23 protein-coding genes, 1 tRNA gene, 1 pseudogene and 1 riboswitch are annotated in these 21,851 nt (G+C 56.3%); of the genes and pseudogenes, 9 read left to right on the plus strand and 16 right to left on the minus strand.

The window, feature by feature from the left end; genetic code table 11:
- Positions 1-7: 7 nt before the first annotated feature.
- The 3 genes from ACUVSA_RS07330 to cbpB all read left to right on the plus strand — a co-directional run bounded on the left by ACUVSA_RS07330 (position 8) and on the right by cbpB (position 2,867).
- Entirely contained in the window at positions 8-265 is a 258-nt protein-coding gene (locus tag ACUVSA_RS07330) for a hypothetical protein (RefSeq protein WP_445894318.1), read from the plus strand.
- Positions 266-399: 134 nt separating this feature from the next.
- Complete coding sequence (locus ACUVSA_RS07335) at positions 400-843, plus strand: Hsp20/alpha crystallin family protein (protein WP_445894319.1); 444 nt, start codon at positions 400-402, stop codon at positions 841-843.
- 202 nt (positions 844-1,045) lie between these two features.
- Positions 1,046-1,238, plus strand: a riboswitch (cobalamin riboswitch).
- 237 nt (positions 1,239-1,475) lie between these two features.
- Positions 1,476-2,867 (plus strand): peptide-modifying radical SAM enzyme CbpB, encoded by a 1,392-nt coding sequence (gene cbpB / locus ACUVSA_RS07340; protein WP_445894320.1) that lies wholly within the window; start codon positions 1,476-1,478, stop codon positions 2,865-2,867.
- Between the two features lie 72 nt (positions 2,868-2,939).
- On the opposite strand, the gene gspG is transcribed toward cbpB, so the two are convergent.
- Entirely contained in the window at positions 2,940-3,395 is a 456-nt protein-coding gene (gspG, locus tag ACUVSA_RS07345; RefSeq protein ID WP_445894321.1) for a type II secretion system major pseudopilin GspG, read from the minus strand.
- A gap of 448 nt (positions 3,396-3,843) precedes the next feature.
- On the opposite strand from gspG, the gene ACUVSA_RS07350 reads away from it, so the two are divergent.
- Positions 3,844-4,467: a hypothetical protein gene (locus tag ACUVSA_RS07350; protein WP_445894322.1), complete on the plus strand. Its 624-nt coding sequence runs from the start codon at positions 3,844-3,846 to the stop codon at positions 4,465-4,467.
- On the opposite strand, the gene ACUVSA_RS07355 is transcribed toward ACUVSA_RS07350, so the two are convergent.
- From ACUVSA_RS07355 to ACUVSA_RS07370, 4 genes are all read right to left on the minus strand, one after another.
- Positions 4,455-4,949 (minus strand): hypothetical protein, encoded by a 495-nt coding sequence (locus ACUVSA_RS07355; RefSeq protein ID WP_445892428.1) that lies wholly within the window; start codon positions 4,947-4,949, stop codon positions 4,455-4,457. The genes ACUVSA_RS07350 and ACUVSA_RS07355 overlap by 13 nt on opposite strands.
- A gap of 20 nt (positions 4,950-4,969) precedes the next feature.
- Positions 4,970-5,401 (minus strand): DUF4870 domain-containing protein, encoded by a 432-nt coding sequence (locus ACUVSA_RS07360; RefSeq protein WP_445892427.1) that lies wholly within the window; start codon positions 5,399-5,401, stop codon positions 4,970-4,972.
- 679 nt (positions 5,402-6,080) lie between these two features.
- The gene (locus tag ACUVSA_RS07365) at positions 6,081-6,287 is read right to left on the minus strand and encodes a hypothetical protein (protein WP_445894323.1); all 207 of its coding nucleotides are present in this window, start codon (positions 6,285-6,287) and stop codon (positions 6,081-6,083) included.
- 88 nt (positions 6,288-6,375) lie between these two features.
- Positions 6,376-7,941, minus strand: coding sequence for an FMN-binding glutamate synthase family protein (locus tag ACUVSA_RS07370; protein WP_445894324.1), 1,566 nt, complete (start codon positions 7,939-7,941; stop codon positions 6,376-6,378).
- Between the two features lie 275 nt (positions 7,942-8,216).
- Between ACUVSA_RS07370 and ACUVSA_RS07375 the strand changes: the two are divergent.
- The 4 genes and pseudogenes from ACUVSA_RS07375 to ACUVSA_RS07390 all read left to right on the plus strand — a co-directional run bounded on the left by ACUVSA_RS07375 (position 8,217) and on the right by ACUVSA_RS07390 (position 11,269).
- Positions 8,217-9,379: pseudogene (locus ACUVSA_RS07375) on the plus strand (Glu/Leu/Phe/Val family dehydrogenase).
- A 26-nt stretch (positions 9,380-9,405) separates the two neighbouring features.
- Complete coding sequence (locus ACUVSA_RS07380) at positions 9,406-9,894, plus strand: hypothetical protein (RefSeq protein WP_445894325.1); 489 nt, start codon at positions 9,406-9,408, stop codon at positions 9,892-9,894.
- A 117-nt stretch (positions 9,895-10,011) separates the two neighbouring features.
- Positions 10,012-10,659 carry a hypothetical protein gene (locus tag ACUVSA_RS07385; RefSeq protein ID WP_445892423.1) on the plus strand — a complete coding sequence of 216 codons (648 nt, stop codon included), beginning with the start codon at positions 10,012-10,014 and terminating at the stop codon, positions 10,657-10,659.
- Positions 10,660-10,711: 52 nt separating this feature from the next.
- Entirely contained in the window at positions 10,712-11,269 is a 558-nt protein-coding gene (locus ACUVSA_RS07390; protein WP_445894326.1) for a hypothetical protein, read from the plus strand.
- A 98-nt stretch (positions 11,270-11,367) separates the two neighbouring features.
- On the opposite strand, the gene ACUVSA_RS07395 is transcribed toward ACUVSA_RS07390, so the two are convergent.
- The 11 genes from ACUVSA_RS07395 to ACUVSA_RS07445 all read right to left on the minus strand — a co-directional run bounded on the left by ACUVSA_RS07395 (position 11,368) and on the right by ACUVSA_RS07445 (position 19,827).
- Positions 11,368-12,228, minus strand: coding sequence for an N-acetylmuramoyl-L-alanine amidase (locus ACUVSA_RS07395; protein ID WP_445894327.1), 861 nt, complete (start codon positions 12,226-12,228; stop codon positions 11,368-11,370).
- Positions 12,225-12,701 carry an N-acetyltransferase gene (locus ACUVSA_RS07400; protein ID WP_445894328.1) on the minus strand — a complete coding sequence of 159 codons (477 nt, stop codon included), beginning with the start codon at positions 12,699-12,701 and terminating at the stop codon, positions 12,225-12,227. The genes ACUVSA_RS07395 and ACUVSA_RS07400 overlap by 4 nt, the downstream gene beginning before the upstream one ends.
- Entirely contained in the window at positions 12,698-13,900 is a 1,203-nt protein-coding gene (locus ACUVSA_RS07405; RefSeq protein WP_445894329.1) for an aminotransferase class V-fold PLP-dependent enzyme, read from the minus strand. The genes ACUVSA_RS07400 and ACUVSA_RS07405 overlap by 4 nt, the downstream gene beginning before the upstream one ends.
- A complete protein-coding gene (gene fdhD, locus ACUVSA_RS07410) occupies positions 13,897-14,688 on the minus strand; it encodes a formate dehydrogenase accessory sulfurtransferase FdhD (RefSeq protein WP_445894330.1) in 792 nt (263 codons plus the stop codon). The genes ACUVSA_RS07405 and fdhD overlap by 4 nt, the downstream gene beginning before the upstream one ends.
- 23 nt (positions 14,689-14,711) lie before the next feature.
- Positions 14,712-15,179: an NUDIX domain-containing protein gene (locus ACUVSA_RS07415; RefSeq protein WP_445894331.1), complete on the minus strand. Its 468-nt coding sequence runs from the start codon at positions 15,177-15,179 to the stop codon at positions 14,712-14,714.
- A gap of 5 nt (positions 15,180-15,184) precedes the next feature.
- On the minus strand, positions 15,185-16,492 hold the full coding sequence (locus ACUVSA_RS07420) for a uracil-xanthine permease family protein (protein WP_445894332.1): 1,308 nt from the start codon (positions 16,490-16,492) through the stop codon (positions 15,185-15,187).
- A 56-nt stretch (positions 16,493-16,548) separates the two neighbouring features.
- Positions 16,549-17,502, minus strand: a complete 954-nt coding sequence (locus ACUVSA_RS07425; protein ID WP_445894333.1) for a ribose-phosphate diphosphokinase — start codon at positions 17,500-17,502, stop codon at positions 16,549-16,551.
- Positions 17,503-17,594: 92 nt separating this feature from the next.
- The gene (locus ACUVSA_RS07430) at positions 17,595-18,341 is read right to left on the minus strand and encodes a zinc ribbon domain-containing protein (protein WP_445894334.1); all 747 of its coding nucleotides are present in this window, start codon (positions 18,339-18,341) and stop codon (positions 17,595-17,597) included.
- Positions 18,298-19,188: a Nif3-like dinuclear metal center hexameric protein gene (locus ACUVSA_RS07435; RefSeq protein ID WP_445894335.1), complete on the minus strand. Its 891-nt coding sequence runs from the start codon at positions 19,186-19,188 to the stop codon at positions 18,298-18,300. Before ACUVSA_RS07435 ends, ACUVSA_RS07430 begins: the two co-directional genes overlap by 44 nt.
- A gap of 207 nt (positions 19,189-19,395) precedes the next feature.
- A tRNA-Ile gene (locus ACUVSA_RS07440) sits at positions 19,396-19,468 on the minus strand.
- A 158-nt stretch (positions 19,469-19,626) separates the two neighbouring features.
- Positions 19,627-19,827, minus strand: a complete 201-nt coding sequence (locus ACUVSA_RS07445; RefSeq protein ID WP_445894336.1) for a cold-shock protein — start codon at positions 19,825-19,827, stop codon at positions 19,627-19,629.
- Between the two features lie 324 nt (positions 19,828-20,151).
- On the opposite strand from ACUVSA_RS07445, the gene ACUVSA_RS07450 reads away from it, so the two are divergent.
- Positions 20,152-21,516, plus strand: a complete 1,365-nt coding sequence (locus ACUVSA_RS07450) for an FAD-dependent oxidoreductase (protein ID WP_445892411.1) — start codon at positions 20,152-20,154, stop codon at positions 21,514-21,516.
- The last annotated feature ends 335 nt before the right edge of the window (positions 21,517-21,851 follow it).

The following is a 21,851-nucleotide window of genomic DNA, read 5'->3' on the forward strand; positions in this document are numbered from 1 at the left end:
ACAGACCATGGCAGAGGAAAGAACCTTTCCCTTTCGTGTGCGTGCGCGACGGGTGGATACCAAATGCGGGCTTCTCGCCCATATGACGGTGGATGAAATACGGGAACGCACCATCGGAGATCAGCTCAACGTGACGTGTCCGGAGTGCGGGGAAATCCATTTGACCGTGGAAGAGGCGGAAGCGGCTTCTTTTCGCCGCGTGCGGGATTCCGCTCGTTTCAAAAGACTGCTCGAAGAAGCGGGAGAAAGAGACCTCGAGGGATGATGGAGGCAGCCCCTGAGCTTCAGGACACGGCTGTGGCTAGGCAGGGGACTTGACACAAGCCCGATGAAGATTACTTTTGTAGCGAAAGTCGCACCTTAAGCTACTCAAAAATAATACCGAAGGAGGTATGGATCATGTTCGGATTGGTTCCTCGTTCTCGAGAGGAGTCGCTCCTGGCATGGCCGAGGGCCTTCGACTGGATGGATCGGTTCTTTGAGGAAGCCTTTCCCGCCGTGTGGGGCGACGAAAAAATGCTGATGCCAGCCTTTGACATTTCCGAAACCGAAGAAAAGATTGTGGTGCGCGCCGATCTCCCCGGCGTGGATGTGAAGGATTTGGACATCAGCATCACAGACAACGTGTTGACTGTCAAAGGGGAAAAGCGCCAGGAAAAGGAAGAAAAGGGAGAATCCTTTCACCGAGTAGAACGCCGCTACGGCTCTTTTGCTCGATCTTTGAGTCTGCCGGCGGAAGTAAAGTCGGAAGGCATCGAAGCGGTTTACAAAGACGGTGTTCTGCGTATCGAGATTCCTAAAGCCGAAGCTTCGCGGCCAAAGAGGATCGAAGTCAAACACTGAAACGGTAGTAGACAGTGAGCCTTCTGTCACGGGTTCACTGCACCAAGCGGGGCCATGCCCCGCTTGTTTGTTTTGGGCGGCGAAATCGTCGCTGCCCTGGGGCTGCGGTCACTTGTATGGGCAAAGTTTATGAGCTTTGCAGGAAAGGCCCCTATGGTTTGGATCTTGACAAGGCCAGGGCTTCGTGGCAGAAGGGCCGTGAATAAGGCGTCGGTTTTCCAGCATCCCGGAACACGGTGAAAATCCGTGGCGGTCCCGCCGCTGTAATCGGGGATGAAGGGGCGCGAAGGTTCGAGCGTTCAAACCGGTCACTTTCGGGGAGCACCCCGAGGGGAAGGCTGCGGCCCTTCAGAAGATCCGAAAGCCAGAAGACCTGCTGGAAGACGTGAAGCCGGGCAACCGATGGCAAAGGAAGCCCGGAGGGCATCTGCGTCAGCGGATGGCTCCGGGCTTTTTCTTTGGTCCGCGGCCGAAATACGATCTTGCCATGACAAAAACTGAGGAGGAGGACGATGCAAAAGGTGAAGCGCATCATTGCGTACCGCCGTCGATGTCGAAAGCTGGGCGACACCACTGGGTTGTCCCATTACATTATGCTGACCCCCAGCACCAAGGAAAAACAGGACAAATAGATGAACCAGGAAATTTTCCTCACTGGCCGTCCCCGTTATGCCAACAGCGGCTTTGGGCCTTCTTTTGCTGTGCTGGACATTGGTCTGCCCAATCGCGTCGCGGTCGTTGAGCCGGACAGTGCCTATTGGGCCGTTGTGGACACGGCCTCGTTGCCGGATGCCTTGTCCGGACGTCTGCTCCAGGACTTTCTGGCACAAGGCGAGGCGTTTGAGGCCGAGATGCAGCGTCTGCGTTTCGGGTTGAAGCCTTCCGCCGTTTATTTCAACCCGACGGAACGCTGCAACTTCAACTGCACGTACTGTTATCTTCCGGAAGACATGCGACGAAACGGCACAACCATGACGCCGGAAGAGGTGGTGAAAGCCCTGGAGCGTCTGGCAGCATATTTCGAGCGAACACTGGAGCCTGAAGCGACACCGCAGCTCATCTTTCACGGTTCAGAGCCCATGCTGGCTCGGGAAGCGGTCTTTTCGGCCATTGACCGCTTTCGAGGGAAATTCCTGTTTGGGATTCAGACCAATGCGACCCTTTTGGATGACGAGGCGATTGATTTTCTCACCTCGCGAGGGGTCGGCATCGGCATCTCTCTGGACGCCCATGAAGCCGGCGTGGCAGACAAGGTTCGAAAGAATTGGCATGGACAGGGGGCGTTTATTCGAGTGCGTCGCGTGATGGAGCGGCTGGCTTTCTATCCGGCCTTTAACGTGATCACGACGGTGACTCGAGAAAATGTGGCGCTCCTACCGGAGTTGGTGGATTTTTATCACGACGCCGGCGTCGGTGTGGTGATGTTCAATCCCGTCCGTTGCACCCGCAAAGGCGGCATGGATCTCAAGCCCGATGATGCCGTTCTCGCCGAAGCGTTCTGTGCGGCCTTGGATAGAACCTACGCCTTGTTTGAAAAGACCGCAAGAAAGCTCGTCGTTGCCAATTTTGCCAACGTTCTGGCTGGTGTGGTTGGTCCAACGGGCCGGCGGCTCATGTGCGACATCTCCCCGTGTGGGGGCGGCAGGTGTTTCTTTGCCGTGTCCGCCCAAGGGGATTTGTTTCCGTGCAGTGAATTCATCGGGTTTCCCGAATACCGGGGCGGCAACCTGTTTCGGGACGACATTGCGGGTGTTTTGGAAAGCCATCCCTTTCAAGCCGTGACACGCCGAATGGTGGAAAGTATCGAGCCTTGTCGGCAATGTGCCGTAAGGCACTTTTGCGGGGCACCTTGTCCTGCGGAGGTGCAGGCGGTCAGTGGCCGTCTGGAAGCGCCCAGTCCTTATTGTAGGTTTTACGAGGAACAGGTGCGCTACGCCTTTCGCGTGGTGGCACAAGGGCGTGAAACCGCGTATATGTGGAATGGTTGGGAGTCGGAAACGGAAGAGACCTATCGGTATGCTTGAAGACGACAAGGCCGCGGACGCAAACCCTGCGCCTGCGAACGCAGAAACCTCTGGGCTGCAGGCGCAGGGGTTTCACTGCCAACTCACCACATCGGCGTTTTCCCCTTCGCCACCCTCCTGCCCGTCCGCGCCCAAGGAATACAGGTCATAGTCTCCGTGTTGGCCAGGAGATCGGTAAATATAGTCACGACCCCAGGGATCCTTGGGAACGTCTTTTGGCAGATAGGGCCCGTCCCATGTGTCGACACCGGGATTGACCCGCAAGGCTTGAAGGCCCTGTTCGGTGGTGGGGTATCGACCCACGTCTAAACGATAGGCATCCAGGGCCGTGCCCAAAAGAGCGATCTGCGCTTTGGCGGTTTTAAGCTTGGACGCGCCAACCTTTTGAAACATCTTGGGAGCCACCAGAGCGGCCAAAAGTCCCAAGATGACCATGACGATGAGCAATTCAATGAGTGTAAAGCCACGAGAGCTTCTTTGTGGGGACTGATTTTTCTTGCGTCTGTGCTCTTTCCATACGTGGTGCATCGCCCTGCCTCGCTCATAGAAAAGGATGACTCCGTAGTTTCACAACCCGGCTAAAAGCCTGCACGACACGGAATATTCAGGAGCCTTCCAAGTCACGACTCCTGATCGTGCCTTAGGACACCAGCCCAGACCCCAATGGCTGCAAAAACACCTTCCTCAGACAGGATCTCGGCGCTTCCTGACAGCATAGCGCCGCCAGCGTAGAAGCTTTGGGTCCGACTGTCAACTGCTTGAAGCTTTTATACGCGTTCTGGATGGGTTTTAAACTGCACAGAAAGCGACCACCGGAGGGGCACAAGAAATGGGAGGGATTGAAATCATCCGGAAAATGCAGAGCGAATCGCTGAATGCCGCGAAGCTCCAGGCCGTATTGTAGGAGGTGATGCACTAAATCGAACCCTTACAGGGTGTGGCGAGAAGATCGGACTCTCAACAACTTATCACCTATATGGACAGTCTGGCGAAAGCTCAGGAGCAGACGGAAAAGAGGATTGCAGAGCTGGCGGAAGCCGTCAGGGGAACCGAGAAAGGCCTGGAGAGCATGGCCCTAGCCCAAAAACGCACAGAGGAGCGCGTCCAAGAGCTGGCAGCGGCTCAGAGGCGCACGGAAGAGCGCGTCGAAGAGTTGGTGCAGGCGCAGAAGCCCACGGAAAAGGCTCTGCTGAAGTCGGCGCGGCGTGTGGACATGATCAAAGAGCGTTTGGAGGACATTTCCAATTCCGTGGGTTATAGTTTGAAGAATGCTGGTTTCAAGGCTTTGCCGGGACTCCTTCAGGACTGGTATGGGATAGAGGTGCAAGGAAGGCTTTTGCGCCGGGATGTGGAAGACCGGCAGGTCAAGATTTGGGGACGCGGTCGGCGCAATGGGCGAGACGTGGTGATTATGGGTAAGAGTAAAGTATGTCCGTCGCGCAAAGAAATGGATCGATACCTGAAGATCGCTCATGGGCTGGCCGCCCAAGAAGGTTGGAAAGAGGTTGTGCACGTGTTCGTGGCCCACGACATTCCGACCGTAGTGGAACAACATCTTGAAGAGAAGGCTATTCTGCCGTTTTGGTCCTATGAGTTTTGAATATTCTGCGAGCCGGATGGCGTGGATGCGCTGAGGATGCCGCTGGCAACACCCCAGCTGCGCACCAGGCTCATAAAAGATGCGGGCAAAGGCACCTCTCGTTCTAGGACGAGAATGTCCAGCATTTGAGCCTGCTTGAGAATGCTTGTGGAGTCTTTCCCTTCAAGGCGGTCACATAGACATTGCATGCGAAGGGCATCCGTGATGGGAGCCCTTAACGGGGCTAGATTCTTTGGGATTTCGCGAAGAAGTCCTTGAATGTGGTCGGCGTGGCGCAGCGCAAAGGACAGGTGGGGTTCTTCGGCAGGCACGTGTCCGAAAAGCTCGTTGACCGCAGCGCCCGTAAGGCGCAAGCCCTCATCGGGCGGCATCAGGGGGCGGCTTCGACGAACATATTCTTTCAGGTGCTTGAAAAGCACCATCTTGATCACATCCACTCCTTCTCTCAGAATGGGCAGGAGTTTTTCGGGCGCTCCGTCCATGGGTTCTCCTTGGGAGTGTTTCACCAGGATTCATTTTCTCGCATGGTTCGAATGGCCTTGGTCTCACGCAACAGTCTCCAGGCCACCAAAGGATACGAAAAAAATCGTCCTTCACTGGCGGCAACGCCAGCTCGAGCAATCCAGTAGAGGTCCGTGAGGGCCACGGCCCAGAGCCAAAGCGTTGCCGCGATGCCGGGAAGCAGTACAGCCCCAAGGGCGCCATATGCGGACATATTGATTTGAAAGTTTAGGGATTCCCTTCCGGCCCAGTCGATTTTCGGCGATTTTTTACGCTTGACGAACCAGACGATCAGGGGGCACAGAAGATGGCCCACAGGAACCCACAGAATGCTGGTGGGGATCCACCAAATCGCCCCAAGGAATGCGCTGAAGTGACAGAGGGACGCCCAGGTGCCGACCTCGTCCTTATCGTTTGACGGATCTGCGGTCATGTTTGTGCCCTTTTGGTCGTAATCGTGTCAGGCTGTCTTTGGTGTGAGCGAACCATACCGAATTTAGATGAAAAATAACACAGACAGAACTTCAGGGCAAAAGCTTTTGAGGAGACTGTTTCCGGGGCCGGGCTGGGGCTTCGGGCGGCGCACAGCCCCCATGGGAGATTTGGATTTTTGTTTTCGTTAGGCATGAACGCGGCATGCACGGTAGGTTGACGGATCTTAGCGAACATCTTTTTTGGGTAGCGCGCCCCACTGTGGTCAGCAGCAGCCCGGCGGTTTCCATTTGGCACATATGAGTTTTGGATCCCTGAAATTTTGGAGCCTAAGATCGTGCCGCAGATCGAAATGACTCTTGGAGACTTCATATTCTACATTTTTCGAGCGCAAGGGCCGGGAGGCGGGCTACGTGGTTTCGGGGACGGGGACGGCGCGTCCGAAGAACAGAACCCTTTCGGCACAAAAGAGTAATGCGATGACTCTGGTTGCGGCCATTCCCTCGCAGTAGCGCGATATGAATCCAGAAGCCGCTCGAGTGTTGTCGGTTACTGCCCGAGAAACCGGCTAACGGACAGAGTAGAAGCTTATTTGAATATTTTTACCTGTGCAAAATTGGATAGTTCCACAGGGGCCAAAGGACGTGGCCCCGGCGGTTTTTCATCAACGGTGTAGGTGATTACGCGTCTTTCATGAAAGAGGCTGCGGACTTGTTTTGGAGAGCCTTGAAGCCAAAAGCGACACAGGCCGTTTTGCAGGATCCGCAACCGGTACATTTTTCCGTTTCGATGAGAACCATTTCTGGGAGTTCGGTGATGGCATGCACCGGGCACACATGGCTGGCATAACACGACTTGCATAGATGGACGCAGACGTTCTTGGACATGGTAGACTCCTTCCTGGTCCAGGCTTTTCAGGGAGGCACCAGGCCCCCCCCACGTCTTTAGGTGCCGGTAAAGCCGCCTCTTCAGTCCTTAACCGAGAATTTTTTCAATCTCTTCGGCATCGCTGTCCATTACGTAGGGGATTCCGGAAATGTCGGCAGCTTCTCGGGTCAGGGCAACGAGGTCGTTACGGTCAATGTACTTGAGCGCAAATTTGCGTGCTCCAGCCATGAGCTGCTGCAGGCCTTGGCGGAGTCGGTCAATGTAGGAATATATGCCGATGGCCCCCGCCGGAAGCTTTACAAAGTCATTCCCGAAGCGTTCCTTGAGCAACCCGCCGACAGCAAACAGCGACAAATAACCATCTTCCAGGGAACGTCCCTTCTGAGCCATTTTTTCAGCCATGAGCTTGCCGTGCGTCTTGCCCACCATGGCGGCGGTAAGAATGGCCCGTCCGAGGCAAATGGCTTTCACATGCGGCGCTCCCAACGCGATAGCCTTGAAAAGGTGATCTTCCAGGCTCAACCCTCCAGCAATGGCGATGGGGGGAATGTAAGCCCCCTTGGCTCGGAGTTTTTCACACATGGCATAGGTCATGCATTCCAGGTAAACAGTGGGTATGCCCCATTCGTTCATCATCCGCCAAGGGCTCATGCCCGTGCCGCCGCCGGCGCCGTCGATGGTCAGGAGATCGATCTTAGCTTGCGAGGAATATTTAATGGCGCGAGCCAAATCCGCCGGTCGGTACGCACCGGTCTTCAAGGTCACGTATTTGGCCCCGATCTTGCGCAGCCTTTCGACTTCCTTATAAAAGCCATCTTCGTCCACCATGCCAAGCCGGGAATGACGTTCAAACTCCCTGATACCGCCGGCTTGAAAGGCCTTTTGGACTGCTGGCCTGGTGGGATCGGGCAACACGATGTAACCGCGTTCTTTAAGCTGCAAGGCTCTTTCTAAGGTGGGCAGCTTGACCTCGCCGCCGATGTCTTTGGCGCCTTGGCCCCACTTGAGTTCAAAAATTTCCACACCAAGCTTTTCTATAACATATTCGGGGACGCCCAACTTGCTGTCTTCCACGTTGGCTTGGACAATAATGCCGCCCTTGCCGTTATACCAGCGTTTGAATGCGGACACGCGCCGTTCCATTTCCGGAGATTTCACGACCCGGCCGTTCTTGATCTCTGCTTGAGGGTCCAAGCCACAAATGTTTTCTCCCGCCACCACCAAGATACCCGAAATGGCGGCGCCCACAGCGACATCTTCCCAGTTGATGCGTGCAATCTCCGTCGAACCCACGGCTCCAGTGAAAACGGGAAAGTCCAAGTGAATAGAGCCATCGGCACCTAGCGCTGTTGCGCAATCCACTGCTGGAAAAGTAGCGAGATCAGGATCGGCCGCCACTCCCACGGCACCCACACAGGTTCCTTGAATGTTGAAGTGGGAAAAGTCCACAGGATAATCTTTATTGGCACCCGCTGTGATTTTTCCAAAGGGCTGGGGGTAAATCATTTCTCGGCCCTTAAGGGCGGAACGGCCAATCTCACAGGGCCCCTCACAGCCATCCAGGCACGTGACACAGATGCCCGAACTGGGAGCGGCTTCCACACGCGTGGTCGTCAAAGTGGCTGCACTTCGGTTCGGTTTGCTGAAAGACATTGCTGTAGTCCTTCTCGCGAATGGAAATTTTTGTAAAACATAAAGGCGCCCCCTTCTTCACACGTGAAGAAGATCGGACGCTCTTCTCCATCACATCGCTCCCTGAAGACCGCACGCCGTTGTGCGCAGGGGGCTGCTTGAAACTAATGATTGCAGACGGCCTTTTGCACTATATAAGAGGAGTTGTCAACAGGAGAGTACGCGCGAGCGTGTGGCTATGGAAGCGGCGGGCTTTGTGAATTGGGAGGGCCTGGCGAGATCAGGGAGGCGAAAAGATGAGGGAACAGATCAACCCGTTTGCCATAGCTCAAAAGCAATTGGACAGGGCGGCCGTCACTCTTGGCCTGGACGAGACGACGCACTCACTGTTGCGCTGGCCCATGAGGGAGTATGCTTTCGTGGTGCCGGTGCGCATGGAAGACGGGTCCACCAAGGTGTTTTGAGGGTACCGCGTGCACTACAATAGAGCCCGAGGTCCAGCCAAAGGGGGTGCGCTGGCATCCGGATGAGACGTTGGACACTTTGCGAGCCTTGGCGGCGTGGATGACGTGGAAGACCGCTGTGGTGGATATTCCCCTTGGAAGGGGGAAAGGGGGGATTGTGTGCAATCCCAAGGAACTTTCGGAGGCGGAAAAGGAGCGGTTGGCTCGAGCGTACATGCGAGCCATTGCAGGGATCCTGGCTGTCACAAAGGATGTGCCGGCTCCCGATGTCTACACCACGCCCCAAATGATGGCATGGATGATGGACGAATACGAAACCATTGTCGGCCACCATCAACCGGGTGTTATCACAGGGAAGCCCGTGCCATTGGGAGGCTCCTTGGGACGCCATGACGCCACGGCGCGAGGGGGCATTTCTGTGACGCGTGAGGCGGCCAAGGCTTATGGAATTGGCTTGGATGGCGGGTTCGGATTCCAAAGGCGGCGTTTACAATCCTCGAGGGATCGATCCCTCGGCCCTGATCCGTTTCAAGAAAGAGGCGGGCACTGTTGTGGGCTTTCCAGAGACGGAATCCCTCAGCAATGCCGAGCTTATGGAATTGAACGTTACCGTTCTTTTCCCGGCAGCCTTGGAAAAGGTGATCAGCCAACAGAACGCGGCTCGCATTCATGCCCGAATCATTTGTGAGTTGGCCAATGGGCCCACGACCCCGGAGGCCGACGCCATTTTGTATGACAAAGGCATTGTGGTGTTGCCCGATTTTCTCGCCAATGCCGGCGGCGTCACGGTGTCTTAATTTGAACAAGCGCAAAACACGTACAACTTCTATGGGGAACTCAAAGACGTTCATGCACGCCTGAGCGACAAGATGTGCCGCGCTTTTCACGATGTGTACAGCATGGCGGAGCAACACAGGGTGGGCCTGCGAGAAGGCGCCTACCTGGTCAGCGTGGCGCGCGTGGCGGAAGCCTGCAAGCTGCGCGGGTGGGTTTGAATCGAGGAACGAAAAAGACGGCGCTAATGGTGGATGTCAGTACCGAACAGCTGATTCAATGGATGCACATCGCTCGTGTGCAGCAGCACATCCTTGCTCATGCTCACTTGGCCGAGGCCACTCGAGGGCTTCTGATCCGCACCTTGGTGGAACGAGGTCTTGTGACGTCGTCTTGGCTGGAAAGCGCGGTCCAGAAAGCCCTGCAGGTTCTCGGCCTTCCCGATGAGCCGGAGCATCGCCAACAAGTGTCCGCAGCCTTCACGGGCATTCTTGCGGCTCGAGCCTTTTCCGAAAAGGAGATTCAAGACCACATTCACCTGGCCCAGAAGTTGGAAAGATTTCAGATACTCCATCGCATGATCAATGCTGAAAGGGCCACGTCCACGGAGATACAACAGGCCCTTAAGGAATTTTGCGCCGTTCCTCCAAAGAGGGATTGGCTTTTTGGCATCCAAGGTGGCGCGGATCGGCGACGACCGGTTTTGACACAGGCTCAGCGGCTCCCATGGCTGTGAGCGGGAACTTTTACGTTGGCGGCAGACAGGTGCGCCTTGTTGCGAGGGGAGCTCACGGCGCCTTTTTATTTCCGCAGGCTTTAAGGACTTCTGCCGAAGATGAGAGGAAAGACTGCTATGAGATTCGTGATGAACTGCGTTGGCTTGTTTCTATGGGTTTTCGCTTTGGGGGGAACCCTAATGGCCCAGCCGTCGCCACCTCGCGAAATTGCTGGATACCGCCTGGGGACCCATATCCGCGATTATGGAAGCCGCATCGCGCCGGATGGCGGCTACGCCGTGCGTTTGCGTCCTTACCTTCGAGAAGCTTCCGTGTCGGTACCCGAAGGCTTTGCGAGCGGCTATGTGATTTATGGAACGTGCGATGCACCGGGAACCATTGTGCGCATCAAGGTCAAGTATGAGGACGACAGTCGGGATTTTTTCGACAGGTTACTGGATACCATCAAAAAGGAGTATGGCGCGCCGGCTCAGTATGTGGGGGATCCCTTTCAAGCCTACGTGGCCTGGCGCTGGAGCTTTGAGATGACCAAGGGCGAAAGAATCACCATGATTCTCAGTCATTACGAGGGCGACGATGAAGAGCACACACAAGGCAATGCGATCAAACTGACACTGCAGACCCATGTGGTACGGGAGAATCAATGCTATGAGGCCCAAAGGGAAGAGGCTCAGCGCCGGGAACGACGAACATCTACATCACGGCGCGCATTGGAACCCACGAAAGACCCCGAAGCATGGCGTCGGTATGTGCCGCGTCCATAAGCCGCAGGCAATTCGAGGATGCATCATAGAAGACTATTTCGCCCAGCAAGACATGGGAGACGGAGTGTACGTCGTCACCGGCGTCGGTGAATTCGTGCCTTCCTCCCTGAGCCGTGTCTATCGAGGGTTGATGCAGCTCATGGATGAAGGGTTCATCGGCCGCGACGCTACCTTTTTGGATGCGGGGAGCGGAGACGGCCGAGTAGTGGTGCTGACTTCGTTTGTCTTGGGTTTGATGTCTTATGGCGTGGAATACGATGAAACCTTGTGGCAAAGGTCGCTGACGAACATCAACTTCTTTCGTCGTTTCTATCAAGACGCCGCCCATCTTCCCATGGTTCTGTGGGGCGATTTCTGCGACGAGGAAACTTACACCCGCTTCGGAACGAGGTTCACGGTCTTTGATGTGGTTTTCTACTACGCCAATAATTACCACAACGCAATCTTATCTGCACGTTTATCGGAAACATCTCCCATAGGGCACCTGACAACGCTGTTGCTACAATTTTTCCCTGGGACTTCGGGGCTCTGGCCCATAGAAGAAGTGGCGGCGACGGCCGCATCCTGGAATCATGCCCATTTTTCATACCTTCGGAAGGGCGGCCCATAGGCCTCTACCCATGCGCGGATCGCGAGGACCCGGTCCTTATTTTGGAACGGAGACCCGCGCAGGGATGGATTCCCTCGGCTGGCCTTTAGGGCCTTGTGCTAGCCGGAGGACAAAAGCCGCTGGAGTTCCCCCCAGGGAAAGCGCTTTCCCGGACAATCCGTGTTGGCACCGGGCACGTCACCATGGCCCAGAATGTTTTTCGGGGGAATCCTGTAATAGTGGGTCAGTTCACGAATCAGGCGGGCGAGGGACTGCATTTGTTTTGGGGTTGGCAGTCCTTCGTTGAAGTTGCCCACGAGGGCTACCCCGATGCCCACATCATTCATGCCGCCGGCCACGCAGTGGGCGCCTTTCTGCTGCTTGATCCAGCGTGGAGACACTTCAATCTGGCCGTCTCCTTTTCCCAAGGTGCCGTTGTCGATCAGGAAATGGTAACCGAGTCCGTTCCAAAAGCCGCGGTTCTGGTGACTGGAATGAATAAGGGTGGCTTTGCCGATGTCTGTGGCCGTGTGGTGCACCACGATGTAGCGCCAGCATCCGTTGGGATAAAGCGGAATAATGTTTTGAAATTGGGTGGCGTTGGGAATGATCAGCTTTTGTCCGATGACAATGGGTGCGCCGGGCTTTAAGCGGTTGGCTCGGTAAATGGATTCCATGGAAACACCGTACATCTTGGACAGACGCCACACGGTTTCCATAGGAGCGACTTCGTGGATCACGGTTCGCGGTTTATTTTGGGAGGCCAGGGGTTCTTGGATCACCTGAATGCGCTGCGGTCCTGAGACCCCTAAAGGGGGGGTGGGGGTGGAGGAAGATGTGGGCGATGGCGGTGTGGGCGTCGGGCTGGGCTTGGAGGGGGCAAGGGGTTGGTGGGATGCGCAACCCCACAGGGCCGCCGCGACCAGAATTCCAATCAGCAACGTCGCTGGGCATGCACGGGATCCGACAAAGGAGCTCATGGGTCTGTGGTTCCTTCTTCCAGCTCTAGAACCATGGCTGTTTCGTCACAGTCCGGAAATTTGGTGCATTGGAGGCAATCCGCCCAAATTTTTTGCGGAAACACCTGCTTGTCTGTCCGACGAAAACCCAATTTCTCAAAGAATTTTATCTCATATGTGAGAGCGAAAACGCGCCGAATGCCCAGTTCTCTGGCCTCCTGAAGACAGGCGTGGACCAAGGAGGTTCCGATGCCTTGTCCTTGGCATTGGGGCAAGACGGCCAGAGAACGCACTTCCGCCAAATCTTCCCAGACGATATGCAGGCTGCTGCAGCCGAGAATCTCGCCGGTTTCCCGGGATTCCCAAACCACGAATTCACGAATGTGTGTGTAAAGATCGCTCAGAGACCGAGGCAGTAGTTTGCCTTCCGCCGCAAAGGCGTTCAAGATTTTATGCAGATCCCTGGCATCGCGGATGCGTGCCTTTCGTATCATGCCGTCTTGGCCCTTTCTGCATGCCTGCGGCGTCGACGCATCAGCATGGCCTCGAGGGTTTGAACGAAAATATCCACGTCCTCACGCGTCGTGCACCAGCCCGGAGAGACGCGCACGGTCCCCATGGGGTAGGTGCCCAGGGTTTGATGGGCCCATGGAGCACAGTGCAAACCAGCTCGAACCCCGATGCCGGCTTCAGCCAGAATCATGGCGGCATCGTGCGGAGCCATTCCATTCACGGTGAAAGAAACAGCGTTGCCGCCTCGAACCGAAGGCCTGTGCACTTGAACCCCTTTGATCCCTTCCAGTCGTCGGGCCACTTCATCGGCCAATCCCAGTTCATGCTGTTGCAGGGTCTGAAGCCCCATGGCCGACACGCATTCCATGCCTGCCCGCAGACCGGCGATGCCGGGCATATTGGGCGTTCCGCTTTCCATAGCCTCGGGCATCTCGCGAGGCTGAACCGACTGCTCGGAATGGCTTCCGGTGCCACCTTCGATGAGAGGCTCCACCTGCAGATCGCTTCGAATGTAAAGAATGCCGATGCCGGAAGGTCCCAAGAGTCCCTTGTGACCCGAGCAGGCAAGCATGCCCAGGTCATAGTCCAGCACGGAGATGGGAAGAAGCCCCGCGGTTTGGGCGGCATCGAGCAGGACGGGAACTCCGGCTTCACGACACATGGAAAGGACCTTTGGGGTGGCGACCAAGGCTCCGTTCACGTTCGATGCATGGACAAAGACAGCCAGCGCTGGTGGTGGATTCAAGGCACGTTGCAGGGCTTCCAAATCCAAAGATCCATCGGCGAAGCACGGGACTCGAACGATTTCCAGCGCCCTTTCACGAGCCAAGCGGGTCAGGGGACGGGCGACAGCGTTGTGTTCCATGGAGGATGTGAGGACGCGGTGGCCTGTTTTGAGAAATCCCTTAATGGCCACATTGAGGCTTTCTGTAGCGCTTTTGGTAAAAACAAAGCGTGAAGGTTCGACAACGGCGAAAAAACGCGCCGCGGTCTCTCGCGCCTTCTGCACCATCGCCTCGGCCCGAGCCGCTCTTCGAGATTGACCGCGCCCCGGAGAAGCCAGCTCCACAACGGCCCGCCTCACTTCCTCCACGACGTTTTTCGGCTTCGGAAAGCTCGTGGCGGCATGATCCAGATAAATTTCGGCATTCCTACCACTTCGCGCCGTATCGATGCTCATACGATGCGCTGTTCCCCCGTGTACACAGTGAATTTACCGGCTCTGGCGTACCCGATCAGGGTCATATTCAAATCGTGTGCCAGTCGAATGGCCAAGGTGGTCGCCGTATTGCGGCTCACAAGGCATGAAAGACCGACCTTAGCGGCCTTAATAACTATCTCTGAGGTGAGCCGCCCTGTGGTGACAAGCATCTTATCGTCTAGAGGGAGTTCGTTCAAGAAAGTGTGCCCGACGAGCATATCGACGGCATTGTGGCGGCCGATGTCGTCCCGGAACACCACGATGCCCTTGGAATCGGCCAAGGCACAGTTGTGCACGCCGTGGGTTCTTTTGTACGTCTGGCTCAACCCATGAAGGTCTTCCATGCGTTCCCAAATCGTGCGCGCCGAAAAGATTGGTCCGGCTCCCATGGGCTGGGCCAGCAAGGCGTCCAGGGCATGGTAGAAAACCGTCCCCTTGCCGCACCCGGAGGTGATGGTGCGCTTGTTCCAAAGACCAAAGGCCAAAGGATCTTTCCCTTGGACTTCGAGAAAGATTCGACCATGTTCGTGCTCGATGCGAAGCGCATGCAGTTCCTCTCTGCTGTCCAGGAAACCCTCAGCATACGCGAATCCCACGGCCAATTCCTCCAGGTGATGCCCGGCACACAGAAGCGTCACCATTTCTTGGCCGTTGATGTAAAGCGTGACGGGGGTTTCCTCGATGACCCATTGGTCTTTTTGCTCGAGAAGACCGTCGGGCGAATAGATGAACACGGGCACTCTGGCCACTTGTTCGAGCTCATTCATCAGGAAACCCAAAGGTTTAGGAGTCACGACGGCACCACACTTCCAAGAGCCTCCCGGATGTAATCTTCCAAAATGCGCCGATGGTCAAAGGCCATGTCGTCGGGAAGGGCTCCCAAAGGGAAAATGCGCAGATCTTGCGCGTCGTCTGCCGCGTGGGCTCGACCGATACCAGTCGCAGAAAACACCACGGTGACCGTATGTCGGCGGGGATCTCGCTCCGGTTCCGAATAGGCTCGAAACTGCCTCAATCTCTCAAGGTCGAGCCCCGTTTCCTCTTTGGCCTCTCGTTGTGCGGCGCGCTCCAGACTTTCGCCTTCATCCACAAATCCTCCGGGAAGTGCCCAGCCCAAGGGGGGATTCCTTCGCCGAATGAGCACAACACTGCCGGGTGCTTCCCGAGGGTGAATAATCACATCCACCGTCAAAGCCGGTTGCCGGTATCTCGCCACTTCGGCACCGCATCGAGGGCACCTCACGATGTGGGCTTTCACAGCGCTCACTCCTTGGACTTTTCCGCAAAAACGACATGTTCCAGTAGCAAAACGACAATAATGCCAAAGACCAAACCGTTGCCCAAAAAGATGCGAACCGTTCCGGACATCGTCACTATAAAGGACGAGGGGAGAAAGGCCAAGAGCGTGCCGAGCAGGACAGGAATGCCGACGACGAAATAATCGCGGGCTGCCAAGGTCTTCCCGGCCCCAACGACGGCCAGTCCTGCACCCACCTGGCCCGCCATGGCCACACACAGAGCGGCAGCCACCACCGCTGAAGGCACGAGGCTCAGGATGGCCACCAATTTGGGGACAAAGGCGGCCACCGCCACAAGGATGCCGCACCAGGCCAAAGGAAAACAGCTGGCCACTCGACTGGCAAGAACCACGCCCGGTCCAGTGCTGTAGGAGACGGTGCCGACGACGCCAAAAAAACTGCAGACCATGCCACAAAGGCCGTTCACTGCGAGCCCCCGAGGCGTGGCGGATGGGGTGCGTGAGGAAACTGTTACAGCCTCCATGGATTGAAGGCTTCCGATACTGTTAACGGCTATGGCGAGGTAGGTCAGCAGAAAGGCCGCAAAGGCATCAACGTGCCATCGAGGCGAAAAACCAACCCAGGGGCGAGGCAGAGAAACCCACGAAGCGGTGGACACCACGTTCCAGGTCACTCGATCCAAAAAGGTGAAAAGAAGGGTGCCCACGAGGAGTCCCAAGGCCAGATTGCATGTTCTCCAGATCCCCTTGAGGTGCTGACCCAGGATCGCCATCAACACCACCAGGGCCAGACTCACCGCCAGAACAATCACCGAGGGCTCCACATGTTGAGCGTCCAACCCCAACAGGCAAGGGATCAAGTGGGGCAAAAGAGAAAAGGCGATGAGCATTAAAATGACACCCACCACGTTAGGCGTAAAGAGCCGAACCACAAATTTCATGGCTCCCGTGGCGGCGGCCAACGCCAAGCACCCCGCCGCAGCCAAAGATGCCCCTTGAATGGCTTCCACACCCAAAGGGCTCAGAGAGACAAAAGTCAAAAGATGTGCTGTGGCGGGCCCCTCGACGAGAGGATACCGGTGGCCCCACAGGGTCTGAACCAGAGTGCCTAACCCTGAACAGACCAGAGTGATCTGAAGAAATCGGGCTTCTTCGGTCCCGGAAAGGTGCAAGGCTTGGGCGGCGATTTTGGCGGTCACGATGTAAGCGGGAAAAATGATAACGGCCCACTGCAAGGCATACAGAAGGGTCAGCCCCCAGGGTGGATGGTCGTCAAGCCCATAGAGGTATTGGTCGGAAACTGAAGATGGCATGGCGACGGCTGGTTTGGCCCGGTTCCTCGAACCACGCGGGACTTCCTGCGCGGTTTCTAATGTTGAATGTCAAAGAGGCTGCTGATGGAATCCTCGTTGTGGATACTCTTGATGGCCTGACTGAACAACCGCGCCGCCGACACCACCTTGATCTTGTCACAATGGGCGGCCTGAGGCCGAAGGGGCAGCGTGTCCGTCACCACGAGACTTTTGAGTTCGCTTCTTTCGATGCGTTCCACAGCAGGACCTGATAGGACGGGGTGCGTGACGCAGGCATGCACTTCGCGGGCACCGCGATCCAACAAAGCACGGGTGGCCTCCACCAGAGTTCCCGCCGTGTCCGCCATGTCGTCCAAAATAATCGCGGTCTTTCCTTCCACATCCCCAATGATATTCATCACTTCCGCCTGATTGACATCCAGCCGCCGCTTGTCAATCAGAGCCAAACTAGCTGGAAGCCGCTGTGCGTAAGCGCGGGCTCTCGGAACGCCTCCGGCATCCGGGCTTACCACCACCAAGTTGTGGTTGAAGTGTTCACGAATATACGGAAGCAAAATAGGAGATGCGTAGAGATTGTCCACGGGAATGTCGAAGAAACCTTGAATTTGGCCAGCATGGAGGTCCATGGTGAGGATGCGGTCCGTGCCCACGCTCGTGATCAGGTCCGCCACGAGCCGCGCCGTGATGGGCACGCGGGGTTTGTTTTTTCGATCCTGCCGGGAGTAGCTGTAGTATGGAATAACGGCGGTAATGCGGCGCGCGGAAGCTCTCTTCAGGGCATCGATCATGACAAGCAATTCCATAAGGTGGTCGTTGACCGGCGGAGCGCCGGACTGCACCACAAAAACGTCAGCTCCCCGGACGTTTTCCCCGACCTCCACGCGAATTTCCCCGTCACTAAAGGTGGTCACCAAGGCGCGTCCCAGAGGAATTTCCAGTGAATCACAGATCTTTTGGGCCAGCTCCAAATTGCTGTTGCCCGAAAAGATCTTCAAACCATAGGTCGCCATGGACGGCTCTCCTTCGTGTCACAAAAAGTTCTGAACTTCACGATTTGAGCGGTCCCTTCATAGTCCAGGAGATCCAAATTTGCAACAGCCTTTCAGAAATCCTTGTAATTTTCGAGAACAGCCCGATACGCTTCGTTTTCCGGTGAGTAAATGAACCGATGACAGTGCGGGCAGGTGAGGATGTCCTGATCGCGAAGCAGTTCGATGAATCGTTGCGGTGGAATGTTGAGGTGGCACATCTGGCACACGCCTTGGGTGACTGGAGCCACAGCCCTCCCTTTGTACCGCTGGGCCAAGGTGTTCCACTTGTTGAAAATGAGAGGGGCCAGTTTCTGGCGAATCTCAGCCTGGAGACGTTCCAGGTGTGCGATTTTTCCTTCCACCTGATCGCATTCCCTCTGCAACGCGGCTTTTTGTTCTTCCAGTGCTTTTCGGCGCTTGTCCAGTTCCTGGGCCAAGGTTTTCAGTTCCTGGGAAAGGGTTTCAATTTTTTCCATAAGTTCCAGCACATGATCTTCGTGGGTTCTGATCTCATCTTGAAGGTCCTGAATCTCCTTGAGCAGGGCATGGTATTCCCGGTTCGTCTTGACCTCGTGTTCCTTTTGGCGACTGCGGCGAATACGGGCTTCTAGATCAGCGATCTCTTTTTCTTCCGATCGACGAAGGTGCACGGCGTTGTCGTGTTCTGTCTTCTTTAAAAGATATTCGCTTTCAAAGGCAGCAAATTCCTTGTCCAGTGCGGCGATCTCGAGCGGCGTCTCTTCGCGCTTTCGCAGCAGTTCCGCCTTCTTGTTTTCAAGAATCTGCAGTTCCACCAGATATTTCAATTGTTCCTGCAAGGCGTTTCCTCCTTCTATCATCGAAAATCACCGTGAGAAAAGGGTCGCTCTCCACGGTGCATGTCCAGACGTCTACGGCGGCATTGTGGCGGCGGGCCGCTGCCCTGAGGGCCTCCGCCAATGGGGCCACCACCAAGGCTTCCGAGGCGAAGTGGCCGATATCGATGACCACAATACCTTGATCGAGTGCGGACTGGGCATCGTGATATTTCACGTCCCCGGTAATGAAAGCCTCGCAGTCGTTTTGCTTTGCGCGACCAAGAAGGCTCACGCCGCTTCCCGTGCACAGGGCTACTTTATGCAAAGGGGTTTCCGGATTACCAATGAGGCGAACCGTTTGAAGATGCAGAATCTGGCCCAGCCGCTGCACGAGTTCCAAGGCCGAGCAGGCTTCGGGCAAAAAGCCGAAAAGGCCCAGGCCGAGGTAGCGAGGGTCGGCTTCCTCCATGGGATGGCTTTCCAGGGAGCCCACAACATTGAGGTTCATGGCTTGCGCCAGAACGCTGTTGGTGCCGCAGGAGGCGGCATCGAGATTGGTATGGGCCGAGATGATATGCACATTGTGGCGAATGGCTTCCGCAACGTTGTGCCCCGGAGGACGATCCAAAAAAAGGGAGGTCTGCGGCTTGGAAAACAGCGGATGGTGCACGACCAAAGCTTGGCATCGCCTCTGGGCCGCTTCCCGAATCGTGGAAAGCGTTGGGTCCAAAGCCACCAAAAGGGCGGAGATTTCCGCTTGAGGATCCCCCACCTGCAACCCGCAGTGATCCCAGGTTTCCGCGAATCGAAAGGGAGCGAGATCGTCGATCCATTGCAGAACATCCGCGACGGTAACGTGCGTTTTCATGGACGGACTCCCTGTGAGCTGAGCGCGGAGCCGGTGCGTGCACTTGGATGAGAAAAGCAAAGGGGGTGTTCCTTGAGAGGAACACCCCCTGGGCGTATGGGCACCTTTTGTCCGTGGGATTTGGCTTTCAAGCCCTCAATGGAACGGACTTGTCGGTTCTTGATGATGGGTTGGTCCATGCCGCGATCCCTTTCCCAAAGAATAAGGTGGGCCCACCTGGCCTCGAACCAGGGACCGACCGGTTATGAGCCGGTGGCTCTACCAACTGAGCTATGGGCCCGAAAGCAAAAGTGAACACGTATATACAAGTGAGTTTTCCCAGGTGTCAAGGAAAAGGTGGTCACAGCTCGCTTTTGCTTCTGACGGCACCATCCGAAAAAACAACGCCCCAAAAGATCGAATCTTTCGGGGCGTTGCAGGGTCATGCCCAATTAGGAACTAGGCGCGGCGGACATTGATCGCCTGAGGCCCCTTAGGGGTCTGGGAAATTTCGAAGACGACCGCATCGCCTTCGCTCAAGGTTCGAAAGCCGCGGCCTTCGATACCGGAATAGTGGACAAACACATCCCCGGCGTTTTGCGTCTCGATAAAGCCGAAACCCTTCTTCTCGTTAAACCACTTCACTTGTCCTTGCTGCATAACTTTGCACTCCTTGTGTTCTGTACTGCATGCCGGGTGATGCTTTGGACCGCGAGGCTGCTGAGGAAAAGCTGAACACTCGGTGAAACCAAAGAGCGGACCGCAACGTGCGTACAAGAATCTGAAATTTTGGAAGCCCCCTCTGGGCTTCCATCAACGTCATGCACCCTGTATCAGGTTCCCGGAGAAAAGCCAAGCTTTTTTTGCGGTTTCAACAAAAAACTTTCGCTCTTGAATTCTTCGAACCTAGTCAGGCAAAGTGTTCCAAAAGAAAGCGTCATGATGGGAACTTCGTCAACTTTGAGCCTCATGAGGAGCCCAAGGATGGCACAAAGCAAGCGCATGGTTGTGGTGGGAGGCGATGCGGCGGGCATGAGCGCCGCGTCGGTGGCGAGGCGGCTCGATGCGCACCTTGAGATTGTGGTCTTTGAAAAGGGGCCGCACACCTCGTACTCTGCTTGAGGCATTCCATACTACGTCGGCAGGCTTGTCGACGACGATCGAAAGCTTGTGGCCCGTTCCCCTGAGGAGTTTCGGACCAGGCAGAACATTCAGGTGCATATTGGCCATGAGGTGGAGGGAATCGACCCTAAGGCTCGACGCATCGAGGTGTTGCATCGGGATTCGGGACGCAAATTCCACGAACCCTACGACGACCTGCTCATTGCAACGGGGGCTCGCCCGATTATCCCCAGAGTGCCGGGCCACGAGGCTCAGGGCATTTTGGCAGTGAGCACGCTTCAAAGCGGCCTTCACGTGCGAAGAACCGTTGAGGCGCTCAAACCGCGTCAGGCTGTGGTGGTGGGCGGGGGATACATCGGGTTGGAGATGGCCGAAGCCTTTCTGCTTTTGGGCCTCGAAGTGCGCTTGATCGAAAAAGCACCTCAGGTGATGGCGACGATGGATCCGGACATGGCCGCCCTCGTTGCCGAGGCCCTTGCGGCCAAGGGGGTTCATCTGCACTTGGAGGAATCGCTGGTCGGATTTGAGACGAAAGACGGGGCTCTGACCGCCGTGGTCACGGACAAGGGAACTTACCCAGCGGGCATCGCTTTGCTGGGGTTAGGGGTGCAGCCCAATACGGAAATCGCTGCACAGGCTGGTATCCCTCTGGGCGTTCGAGGCGCTCTTCGGGTGAATGCCCGCATGGCCTGCGCTGTGGACGGCATATGGGGAGCCGGAGACTGTGCTGAATCCACGCATTTCATCACGGGCCGGCCCTTTTACGTGGCCCTGGGTACGGTGGCCAACCGACACGGCAGGGTGGCGGGCACCAACATTGCCGGAGGCCACGCCGTTATGGGTGGCGTGTTGGGAACGGCGGTCACGAAGATCTGCTCCGTGGAAATCGGGCGCACAGGGCTGCAGGAGCGGGAGTTGCAAGAGCTGGGTTGGGCATACGTTTCAGAGACCATCGAAAGTCGAACCAGAGCCGGTTATTTTCCGGGAAGCGGCCCCATTCGCGTCAAGCTCTTGGCGGAAAGAAAGACCGGCAGAATCCTCGGAGGCCAAATTGTCGGCGAGACGGGATCCGCCAAACGCATCGACGTGGTGGCCACGGCCATCATGGGAGGTTTCACGGCCGAAGCCATGACCGAGCTGGACCTTGGCTACGCTCCACCGTTTTCTCCCCTGTGGGACCCCGTTATCATCGCTGCGCGAGCGCTTTCCAAGAGAACAGGCCGCTGAAACGGATCCAGCGCAGGTGCTCAAAACACGACCCCCTCTCCGGAACCCGGTTGGGAGGACCTGCCATTTAGAGGGCCTTTTGAGAACGCTGTGAGAAGTGGAGTGTTCGGGATGGAGAATTTCGGCGCATAGGAAGATGTCCGAGACCCCTTCAGTAGGAGCGGCGCAAGCCGCGATATTCCTCTTCGCGCCTTGCGGCGCTTCTACAGCTTTAAGCCGAAAGGACGCAGCCAAGCCCTTGGCGGACAGGCTCATCGGGTTTAGGTGCGGAAGTACCTATGGGCCCATACCTTTTTTCAATATTCTCTTCAAAAGCAGCCATGGCCTTACGGGCA

This window comes from Desulfosoma sp., from assembly GCF_052743555.1.

Bases quoted from the DNA above. Each gene is read 5' to 3' on its own strand.
- ACUVSA_RS07335 (WP_445894319.1), top strand. From the start codon at position 400: ATGTTCGGATTGGTTCCTCGTTCTCGAGAGGAGTCGCTCCTGGCATGG.
- cbpB (WP_445894320.1), top strand. From the start codon at position 1,476: ATGAACCAGGAAATTTTCCTCACTGGCCGTCCCCGTTATGCCAACAGC.
- ACUVSA_RS07405 (WP_445894329.1), bottom strand. From the start codon at position 13,900: ATGAGCATCGATACGGCGCGAAGTGGTAGGAATGCCGAAATTTATCTG.
- ACUVSA_RS07330 (WP_445894318.1), top strand. From the start codon at position 8: ATGGCAGAGGAAAGAACCTTTCCCTTTCGTGTGCGTGCGCGACGGGTG.
- ACUVSA_RS07420 (WP_445894332.1), bottom strand. From the start codon at position 16,492: ATGCCATCTTCAGTTTCCGACCAATACCTCTATGGGCTTGACGACCAT.
- ACUVSA_RS07425 (WP_445894333.1), bottom strand. From the start codon at position 17,502: ATGGCGACCTATGGTTTGAAGATCTTTTCGGGCAACAGCAATTTGGAG.
- ACUVSA_RS07370 (WP_445894324.1), bottom strand. From the start codon at position 7,941: ATGTCTTTCAGCAAACCGAACCGAAGTGCAGCCACTTTGACGACCACG.
- ACUVSA_RS07400 (WP_445894328.1), bottom strand. From the start codon at position 12,701: ATGATACGAAAGGCACGCATCCGCGATGCCAGGGATCTGCATAAAATC.
- ACUVSA_RS07350 (WP_445894322.1), top strand. From the start codon at position 3,844: ATGGACAGTCTGGCGAAAGCTCAGGAGCAGACGGAAAAGAGGATTGCA.
- ACUVSA_RS07395 (WP_445894327.1), bottom strand. From the start codon at position 12,228: ATGAGCTCCTTTGTCGGATCCCGTGCATGCCCAGCGACGTTGCTGATT.
- gspG (WP_445894321.1), bottom strand. From the start codon at position 3,395: ATGCACCACGTATGGAAAGAGCACAGACGCAAGAAAAATCAGTCCCCA.
- ACUVSA_RS07385 (WP_445892423.1), top strand. From the start codon at position 10,012: ATGAGATTCGTGATGAACTGCGTTGGCTTGTTTCTATGGGTTTTCGCT.
- ACUVSA_RS07355 (WP_445892428.1), bottom strand. From the start codon at position 4,949: ATGGACGGAGCGCCCGAAAAACTCCTGCCCATTCTGAGAGAAGGAGTG.
- ACUVSA_RS07435 (WP_445894335.1), bottom strand. From the start codon at position 19,188: ATGAAAACGCACGTTACCGTCGCGGATGTTCTGCAATGGATCGACGAT.
- ACUVSA_RS07380 (WP_445894325.1), top strand. From the start codon at position 9,406: ATGGTGGATGTCAGTACCGAACAGCTGATTCAATGGATGCACATCGCT.
- fdhD (WP_445894330.1), bottom strand. From the start codon at position 14,688: ATGAATGAGCTCGAACAAGTGGCCAGAGTGCCCGTGTTCATCTATTCG.
- ACUVSA_RS07390 (WP_445894326.1), top strand. From the start codon at position 10,712: ATGGGAGACGGAGTGTACGTCGTCACCGGCGTCGGTGAATTCGTGCCT.
- ACUVSA_RS07365 (WP_445894323.1), bottom strand. From the start codon at position 6,287: ATGTCCAAGAACGTCTGCGTCCATCTATGCAAGTCGTGTTATGCCAGC.
- ACUVSA_RS07360 (WP_445892427.1), bottom strand. From the start codon at position 5,401: ATGACCGCAGATCCGTCAAACGATAAGGACGAGGTCGGCACCTGGGCG.
- ACUVSA_RS07445 (WP_445894336.1), bottom strand. From the start codon at position 19,827: ATGCAGCAAGGACAAGTGAAGTGGTTTAACGAGAAGAAGGGTTTCGGC.